Below are 7,631 nucleotides of genomic sequence, written 5' to 3'. Positions count from 1 at the left end.
CCCTTCGAAGGGGCGGGCCGGCACGCCCAGCAGGGCCAGGGCGGCGGCCTGCAGCAGCGCGCCCGCGGTTCGCCGGGCAGGGCCCGGCCAGGTTCTCAAGGTCATCGGTCCATTATCCCGAGCGGCGGGCGGCCGCCGTGGCGCGCTGGAAGCGGCGCTGCCAGCCGCGGTCCGGGCGCTGGCTGGCGCCAGGCGCATAACGCAAGGCATCCAGTGCTTCCAGCTCGGTGGCCACGGCCTGGCCGCGTTCGCCCAGCTGGTCGCGCACCCGCTGGGCCAGCGTGCGCGGCCCTTCGAAGGGGCGGGCCGGCACGCCCAGCAGGGCCAGGCGGGCGCGCAGGTCGGCCTGCAACCGCTCCCAGGGGTCGCGGCGCTGGCGGTCCCACAGCGCCCAACCGGCGCCCAGCAGTGCGGCGCCGCTGGCCAGGCCGATCATCAGCAGCGCCAGGTCTTCCCAGCGCGGGGTGTCGAAGCCCAGTTGCTTGAGCAAATCGAACTGCTGGCTGCGCGAGTAGTTCAGCACCCACTGGTTCCAGCGGTTGTTCACCCGCTCGTAGGTGCCGCGCCAGCGCTCCAGCAGCGCGGGGCTCATGCCGGCCAGCGCGCCGGCCACCAGGCCCGGCGTGGGCCGCAAGGAGCGGCTGCGGTCCACCCGGTCGGGCGCGACAGCGGCGGTGGGGTCCACCCGCACCCAGCCGCGGCCGGGCTGCCAGATCTCGGTCCAGGCATGGGCATGGCTTTGCCGCACCACCAGGTAGCCGTCCTGCAGCGCCGGGTCGGCGCCCTGGTAACCGGTGACCACACGGGCCGGCACGTCCAGCGCACGCATCACCACCACGAAGGCGGTGGCGAAGTGCTCGCAAAAGCCCTGCTTGCGGTCGAGCCAGAACTCGTCGATGGCATGGCGGCCCAGCTCGTCGCCATAGAGGCCCGGCGCCAGCGTGTAGCTGAAGCCGGCGGTGCGGATGTGGCGCAGCACCGCGTCGGCGAGCGTGGCCGCATCGGCCTGTGCATAAGCGGGCTGGCGGCGCAGCGCGGCGGCCCATTGCAGCGTGCGGGGGTTGTAGCCGGGCGGCAGGGTCAGGTGGTCCTGCAGGCCCAGCGCGGGCTCGCGCGGGCCATGCTCGAAGCGGGGCCAGGCCTGCACCGTCAAGCGCAGCCGGTCGGTCACCGGGCGGTCGGTCAGCCATTCCAGGTCGGGCCGCTGCAGCAGACGCCAGCCTTCGATGCGCGGCGCCTCGTCGGCACTGGCCGGGGTGGCTTCCAGCAGCGGTAGCAGCGGCAGGCGAGAAGGCTCCAGCGTCATCTCGTAGCGCACCGGCGCGCCCAGCGTGCGCAGCTCGGCGCCCAGCCAGGCCTGTGGTCCCATGCTGCTGCGTTCCAGCCGGTGCCATTCGCGGCCGTCGAAGCGGCTGAGCACCGGGCCGCGCCAGTACAGCTGGGCATTGGGCGGCGGCGTGCCATCGAAGCGCACGCGAAAGGCCACGCTGTCGTCGTTGGCCACCTCGGCCACGCCGCCCAGCGTGAGCGTGCCCGACAGGCCGGTGCGCGCGCCCGCATCCTGCGGCAGCGCCCACAAGGGGCCCACCCGTGGAAACAGCAGGAACAGCGCCACCATCACCGGCATGCCGAACAGCGTGGCCCGCGCGGCCAGGCCGCCGGCCTCTCGCAGGGCCGGCTGGCCCACCGGCATGTGCGCCAGCACCAGCGCGGTGAGCAGGCCCCAGACCGCGATGATCATGGCCGCCGCCACCGGCAGCGTCTGCGAATACAGGAAGTTGGTGAGCACCAGGAAGAAGCCGAGGAAGAACACCACCAGCGCATCGCGCCGGGCGCGCAGCTCCAGGGTCTTGAGCACCATCAGCATCACCAGCAGGGTGACGCCGGCTTCCTTGCCCAGCAGCGTCCGGTAGCTGTGTAGCGTCAGGCCCACGGCCACCGCCAGCAGCCCGGCCAGCAGCCAGCGGCTGGGCAGTGGTGCGGCGCGCAGCGCCAGCACCGCGCGGGCGGTGAGCACCGCGCCCACCATCAGCCCGCACCACAGCGGCAGCCGGCCCAGGTGGGGCATCAAGGTCCAGCCGATGACCACCAGCAGGAACAGCACGTCGCGCGTGTCGCGCGGCAGGCGGCCGGGCAGCGGCCAGCGGGGCAGGCGCAGCGTGGTCATCGGGCCGCCCCGGAGTGCAGGGCGAGTGCGTCCAGCGCCTGCAGGCGGTGGGCATCGCCCTGGCCGGGTGCCAGTTCCAGCCCCGGCAGCCGCAGGCCGTGCAGCGCGCCGGCCTGGTCGGCCGCCAGCACCCAGGCGGCCAGGCGCGACAGCCGCGCCTCGGTGCCGGGTACGCCGGCCAGCTGCCAGTCGAGCCACAGCTCCTGCGTGGCGGCGCCGGTGTTCTCACGCGTCACCAGCTCGCCGGTGCGGGCCGCCTTTTTCCACACCACGCGGCGCAGCGCGTCGCCGCGGCGGTAGGCGCGCACGCCGTCGAACTCGCCGCCGTCGCGTTGGCGCTGCAGTACCGCGTCGCCGCCCAGCGGCAAGGGCGCCGGCAGCGGCGCGGTGGGCGTTTCGGGCGCGGGCCAGGCCAGCATGCGCGCGGCGGGGCGCCACACCGTCCAGGCGCGGAACAGGCCGAACGGAAAGCGCGTTTCCGCCCGCAGCGCCGGGATGCCGTGCAGGCCGCGCTGCGGCGGCACGAAGCGCAGCACCGCGCTTTCCTGGCCCTGGGCCGGCACGTCGATCCACACCTGCGCGCCGCGCTGGGCGCGCGCGTCGAAGCCCAGGCCGATGCCATGGCGCCGGCTGCCCGGGCTTTGCACCACCAGGTCGAGCCGCGCCGGCTCGCCGGCAAAGGCGCTGGCCACCGGGCGCAGCTGCAGCGTCAGGCCGCGCAGCGTGGCATGGGTCATGTGCAGCGAGGCGATGCCCGCGCCGGCCAGCAGGAAGGTGAGCACATAGCCCAGGTTGAGCTGGTAGTTGATCGAGGCCAGGAGCATCACCAGCAGCGTGATGCCGAAGGCCAGCCCGGCCGGCGTGGGCACGATGTAGATGTTGCGCTGGGTGAGCACCCAGCGGTCGGTGAGCGGATGGCGCGCCTGCCACCAGGCCTGCCAGCGCGTGCGCAGGGCGGAGAGCATGGCGGCAGGCTAGGGCAGCGGCACCGCCTCGACCATGGCGCGCACCTGCTCCACGCTGCCGCGGTCGGCGCCGGCCACCGGCACCAGGCGGTGGGCGATGGCCTGCGCCAGGATGGCCTGCACGTCGTCGGGCGCCACATGGCCGCGGCCGCCGATCAGCGCATGGGCCTTGGCCGCGCGAAGCACTGCCAGCGCGGCGCGCGGCGACAGGCCTTCGGCGAACCACTCGCCCGAGCGGGTGGCGGCGATCAGCGCCTGCAGGTAGTCCAGCAGGGCTTCGGACGCATGCACCTGCAGCACCGCCTGCTGCACCGCCAGCAGCTGCTCGGGCGTCATCACCGGCTGCAGCCGGGTGATGGCGGCGCGGCGGTCTTCGCCGGCCAGCAGCGCCCGTTCGCTGGCGCGGTCGGGGTAGCCCAGCGTGATGCGCATCAGGAAGCGGTCGAGCTGGCTTTCGGGCAGCGGGTAGGTGCCCAGCTGGTCGGTGGGGTTCTGGGTGGCGATGACGAAGAAGGGCCGCGGCAGCGGGCGCGTGTGGTTCTCCACCGTCACCTGGTGTTCTTCCATCGCTTCGAGCAGCGCGCTCTGGGTCTTGGGGCCGGCGCGGTTGATCTCGTCGGCCAGCAGCACCTGCGCGAACACCGGGCCGGGATGGAACACGAAGGACTCGGTGGAACGCTCGAACACGCTGACGCCGACCAGGTCGCTGGGCATCAGGTCGGCGGTGAACTGCACGCGCGAAAAATGCAGCCCCAGCGACACCGCCAAGGTGTGCGCCAGCGTCGTCTTGCCCACGCCCGGCACGTCTTCGATCAGCAGGTGGCCGCCGGCCAGCAGGCAGGCCACGCAGTCCTCGATCTGCGGCCGTTTGCCGACGATGATCGTGCTAATCTGGTCCGTCAGTCTTGAAAGCAGCTGCGAGATGTCAAGGGCCATGCTTGCACCTTATCCGAAAACCGCGAGCCCTTTTCCGCGATGACGACTGCCTTTTACAGCCATACGGATTGCAAGGCGCACGAGATGGGCGCCGGCCATCCGGAGTGTCCGCAGCGCCTGGATGCGATCGCCGACCACCTGCGCGCCACCGGCCTGGACCTGGCGCTGGAGATGCGCGACGCGCCGGTGGCGCAGCTGTCCGACGTGCAGCTGGCGCACAGCGCCGGTTATGTGCGCGAGATCTCCGACCTGGCCCAGCGCCTGCGCGAGAGCGGCAGCCGCCAGGCGGTGGACCCCGACACCAGCGCCGGCCCCGGCACCTGGAACGCGATGCTGCGCGCCGCCGGTGCCGCGGTGGCCGCCACCGATGCGGTGATCGACGGCGAGGTGGACAACGCCTTCTGCTCGGTGCGCCCGCCCGGCCACCATGCCACGCGCGGGCAGGCCATGGGCTTTTGCTTCTTCAACAACGTGTGCGTGGCCGCACGCCATGCGCTGGACGTGCGTGGCCTGAAGCGCGTGGCCATCATCGACTTCGACGTGCACCACGGCAACGGCACCGAGGACATCGTGGCCGGTGACGAGCGCATCCTGATGTGCAGCTTCTTCCAGCACCCGCTGTACCCCAACAGCGGCGCGGTGCCGCTGGGCACCAACATGGTCAACCTGCCGGTGCCGCCCTACACCAAGGGCATGGAAGTGCGTGAGCTGATCGAGGCGATGTGGCTGCCGCGGCTGGAGGAGTTCCGGCCCGAGATGGTCTTCATCTCCGCCGGTTTCGACGCCCACCGCGAGGACGACCTCGGCCAGATGGGCCTGGTGGAAGCCGACTACGCCTGGATCACCTGGAAGATCGCCGACGTGGCCGAGCGCCATGCCAAGGGCCGCATCGTCTCCTGCCTGGAAGGCGGCTACAACCTGTCGGCGCTGGGCCGCAGCGTGGCCGCGCACCTGCGCGTGCTGGCCGGGGTGGACGGCGCTTGAGCCCGGTACTGCCCGGCCACACATTGGCCGGCTGGGTCGAAGGGCTGTGGCAACTGGCATCGCTGGCCGAGCTGGCCCTGCTGGCCGCCTGCGTGGGCGCCGCCGGCGGGCTGGCCTGGCTGCTGGGCCACAACCGCCGGCGCGGCGGCATCTGGTTCGGCCAGCGGGTGGTCGATGGCGTGCTGTTCCCGCTGCTGGCACTGGGCGCGGTGCTGCTGGTGCGGCTGCTGATGCCGGCCGACCTGCCGCGCGCGGTGCTGAACCTGGCGGTGCCGGTGCTGCTGTCGCTGTGCGCCATCCGCGTGGCGGTGCGGGTGCTGCAGGCGGCCTTTCCGCAATCGCCGCTGGTGCGGCTGGTGGAGCGCTGGCTGTCGTGGCTGGTGTGGCTGTGCCTGGTGCTGTGGCTCACCGGCCTGCTGCCGCTGGTGGTGGCCGAGCTGGAAGCCATCACCTGGACGGTGGGCGGCAGCCAGGTCAGCCTGCGCAGCGTGATCGAAGGCGCGCTCAGTGCCGTGGTGGTGCTGGTGGCGGTGCTGTGGCTGTCGGCCGCCATCGAATCGCGGCTGCTCGCCGGCGTCAGCGAAGCCGGCTTCGTCGGCAACGTGTCGCTGCGCAAGATTGCGGCCAATGCCACGCGGGCGCTGCTGCTGGTGGTGGGGCTGCTGTTCGCGCTGTCGGCGGCGGGCATTCCGCTCACCGCGCTGTCGGTGCTGGGCGGCGCCATCGGCGTGGGCATCGGCCTGGGCCTGCAGAAGCTGGCGGCCAACTACGTCTCGGGCTTCGTGCTGCTGGCCGAAGGCAGCCTGCGCATCGGCGACATGGTGGTGGTGGACGGCTTCGAGGGCCGCATCACCGACATCAGCACCCGCTACACCGTGATCCGCGCGCTCAACGGCCGCGAGTCCATCGTGCCCAACGAGATGATGATCACCCAGCGGGTGGTGAGCATGACGATGAGCGACACCCGCATCAACGGCACGACGGTGGTGCAGGTGGCCTACGACACCGACGTGGATGCGCTGATCCCGCAGCTGGTGGCGGTGGTGGCCGCCATCGACCGCGTGATCACCGATCCGGCGCCGGCCGTGACGCTCACCGACTTTGCGGCCAACGGGCTGGAGCTGACGATCAGCTTCTGGATCCGCGACCCGCACAACGGCCTGGGCGCGGTGCGCAGCGCCGTCAACCTGGCGGTGCTGCGCACGCTCAATGCGCTGGACGTGGAGATTCCGTACCCGCAGCAGGTGCAGCGCGAGCCGCGGGTGAAGGGCGCGCCGGCGGTGCCGCTCAGCCCCGCGGGAGCGATATTTGTTTCCGGGCCGCCTGCGCCGCCTGCTGCTTGAGGTGCGCCGCGGCTTCGGCCCCCGGCGCCACGCCACCGGCGGGCAGGCCGCGCAGGTACAGGTGCAGCGCCCGCACGTCGGTCTCGCTCATCTCGCGCAGCGATTCGAAGGGCATCACCTGCACCGGCGTGCCGTCGGGCCGGTGGCCGCTGCGGAACAGGGCCAGCAGGCTCTCGGCGTCGCGGTAGCGGGCCATCGCGCCGGCATCGCCGCCGGTCAGGTCGGCCGCGGCGGGCCAGTCGGGCGGGCCACCGGGCACCTTGCCGCCGGTCAGCCGGGCGCCGTGGCAGCCCAGGCACATGTTGGCCACGTAGGCGCCATGCTCGGGCGTCACCCCCTCCGGCACCGGCGCGGGCGGCAGCTGCAGGTGGTCGATCTTCGAGGCTGCATCGGGAATGAGCCCGAAGCCGTACAACACCTTCACCGGCAGCGGCAGCTGCACCACGCGCTGCGCGCCGGCCTGCGGCGGCAGCTGCTGCACATAGGCCACCAGCGACACCAGGTCGTCGTCGGTCAGGCGGGCGTAGTCCTCGCTGGGCATGATGAGCAGCGGCCGCCCGTCGGGCTTGACGCCGTGGCGCAGCGTGCGCAGCCAGTCCAGCATGCGGTAGCCGGCCACCGCGCTGCCGGGGCCGGGCGTGATGTTGGGGCCCACCACCTTCAACCCATCGGGCTGGTCGAGGAAGGTGCGACCGGCGCCGTTGGCCCCATGGCAGTCCACGCAGCCGCGTGAGTTGAACAGGTAGCGGCCGCGGTCCACCGCCTGCGCATCGGTGCGCAGCGCCAGCACCGGCTGCTGCGGCACCATGATGCGGCGGTTCATGCGCTCGTCGGCCAGCAGCTGGCCGGCCAGCACGGCCAGGCCGGCCAGGGCCGCCAGCGCGGCCAGGGTGGCGGCGCCACGGCGCAGCCAGCGGCCGGCGCGGCGCGGTGGCGCTTCGGCCGCGGCCGCAGGCCGGCGGTCGGCGGGTGTCCAGGTCTTCATGCCCGGGCCTCCGGCGCCGTCGCCTTGCGCAGGCCGGGCGCCACGCCCAGCGCGGCAGCCAGCTGCACCCAGCGGCCGGGGTCCAGCAACGGGCGCAACAGGTCCAGCATCGCGGCAAAGGCGGCCGGCGGCGCCTTGGCCTGCATGTCGGCCAGCAGCGCGGCCAGCTCGCGCGGGCTCAGGGCGGGGCCCATCCAGCGCAGCGTGTCCATCATCTCGGCCGGCGGGATGCTGGCCACCAGGCGGTCGTG

Annotated in this window: 6 protein-coding genes and 1 pseudogene; 2 read left to right on the top strand and 5 right to left on the bottom strand. The window is 72.9% G+C overall.

All coding sequences use genetic code 11. The features are described 5' to 3' along the window. Positions 1 to 112 precede the first annotated feature (112 nt). From ABNT58_RS08055 to ABNT58_RS08045, 3 genes are read right to left on the bottom strand one after another with little or no spacing between them, the layout of a single operon-like run. A complete protein-coding gene (locus ABNT58_RS08055; protein WP_348752983.1) occupies positions 113 to 2,167 on the bottom strand; it encodes a DUF3488 and transglutaminase-like domain-containing protein in 2,055 nt (684 codons plus the stop codon). Continuing rightward, positions 2,164 to 3,132 carry a DUF58 domain-containing protein gene (locus ABNT58_RS08050; RefSeq protein ID WP_348752982.1) on the bottom strand — a complete coding sequence of 323 codons (969 nt, stop codon included), beginning with the start codon at positions 3,130 to 3,132 and terminating at the stop codon, positions 2,164 to 2,166. Before ABNT58_RS08050 ends, ABNT58_RS08055 begins: the two co-directional genes overlap by 4 nt. A 9-nt stretch (positions 3,133 to 3,141) precedes the next feature. Then, positions 3,142 to 4,068 carry an AAA family ATPase gene (locus ABNT58_RS08045; protein ID WP_348752981.1) on the bottom strand — a complete coding sequence of 309 codons (927 nt, stop codon included), beginning with the start codon at positions 4,066 to 4,068 and terminating at the stop codon, positions 3,142 to 3,144. 39 nt (positions 4,069 to 4,107) lie between these two features. On the opposite strand from ABNT58_RS08045, the gene ABNT58_RS08040 reads away from it, so the two are divergent. Then, on the top strand, positions 4,108 to 5,052 hold the full coding sequence (locus ABNT58_RS08040) for a histone deacetylase family protein (RefSeq protein WP_348752980.1): 945 nt from the start codon (positions 4,108 to 4,110) through the stop codon (positions 5,050 to 5,052). Beyond that, entirely contained in the window at positions 5,049 to 6,395 is a 1,347-nt protein-coding gene (locus tag ABNT58_RS08035; RefSeq protein ID WP_348752979.1) for a mechanosensitive ion channel domain-containing protein, read from the top strand. Before ABNT58_RS08040 ends, ABNT58_RS08035 begins: the two co-directional genes overlap by 4 nt. Here the strand turns inward: ABNT58_RS08035 and ABNT58_RS08030 are convergent. Together ABNT58_RS08030 and ABNT58_RS08025 are read right to left on the bottom strand one after the other, a co-directional pair. Further along, positions 6,340 to 7,380, bottom strand: coding sequence for a cytochrome c (locus ABNT58_RS08030; RefSeq protein WP_348752978.1), 1,041 nt, complete (start codon positions 7,378 to 7,380; stop codon positions 6,340 to 6,342). The genes ABNT58_RS08035 and ABNT58_RS08030 overlap by 56 nt on opposite strands. Next, positions 7,377 to 7,631, bottom strand: a pseudogene (locus ABNT58_RS08025) (hypothetical protein); the annotation flags it as partial. The gene ABNT58_RS08030 and the pseudogene ABNT58_RS08025, both read right to left, overlap by 4 nt.

Origin of the sequence: uncultured Aquincola sp. (assembly GCF_964001545.1) — a bacterium.
Lineage (GTDB): Bacteria > Pseudomonadota > Gammaproteobacteria > Burkholderiales > Burkholderiaceae_C > Aquincola.
Note: the sequence above shows the minus strand (reverse complement) of the source record. Positions and strands in the feature narration are given on the sequence as shown.

What these genes read in the sequence shown, in the direction of transcription:
- ABNT58_RS08055 (WP_348752983.1), bottom strand. Translation starts at nt 2,167, where the DNA reads ATGACCACGCTGCGCCTGCCCCGCTGGCCGCTGCCCGGCCGCCTGCCG.
- ABNT58_RS08050 (WP_348752982.1), bottom strand. Translation starts at nt 3,132, where the DNA reads ATGCTCTCCGCCCTGCGCACGCGCTGGCAGGCCTGGTGGCAGGCGCGC.
- ABNT58_RS08045 (WP_348752981.1), bottom strand. Translation starts at nt 4,068, where the DNA reads ATGGCCCTTGACATCTCGCAGCTGCTTTCAAGACTGACGGACCAGATT.
- ABNT58_RS08040 (WP_348752980.1), top strand. Translation starts at nt 4,108, where the DNA reads ATGACGACTGCCTTTTACAGCCATACGGATTGCAAGGCGCACGAGATG.
- ABNT58_RS08030 (WP_348752978.1), bottom strand. Translation starts at nt 7,380, where the DNA reads ATGAAGACCTGGACACCCGCCGACCGCCGGCCTGCGGCCGCGGCCGAA.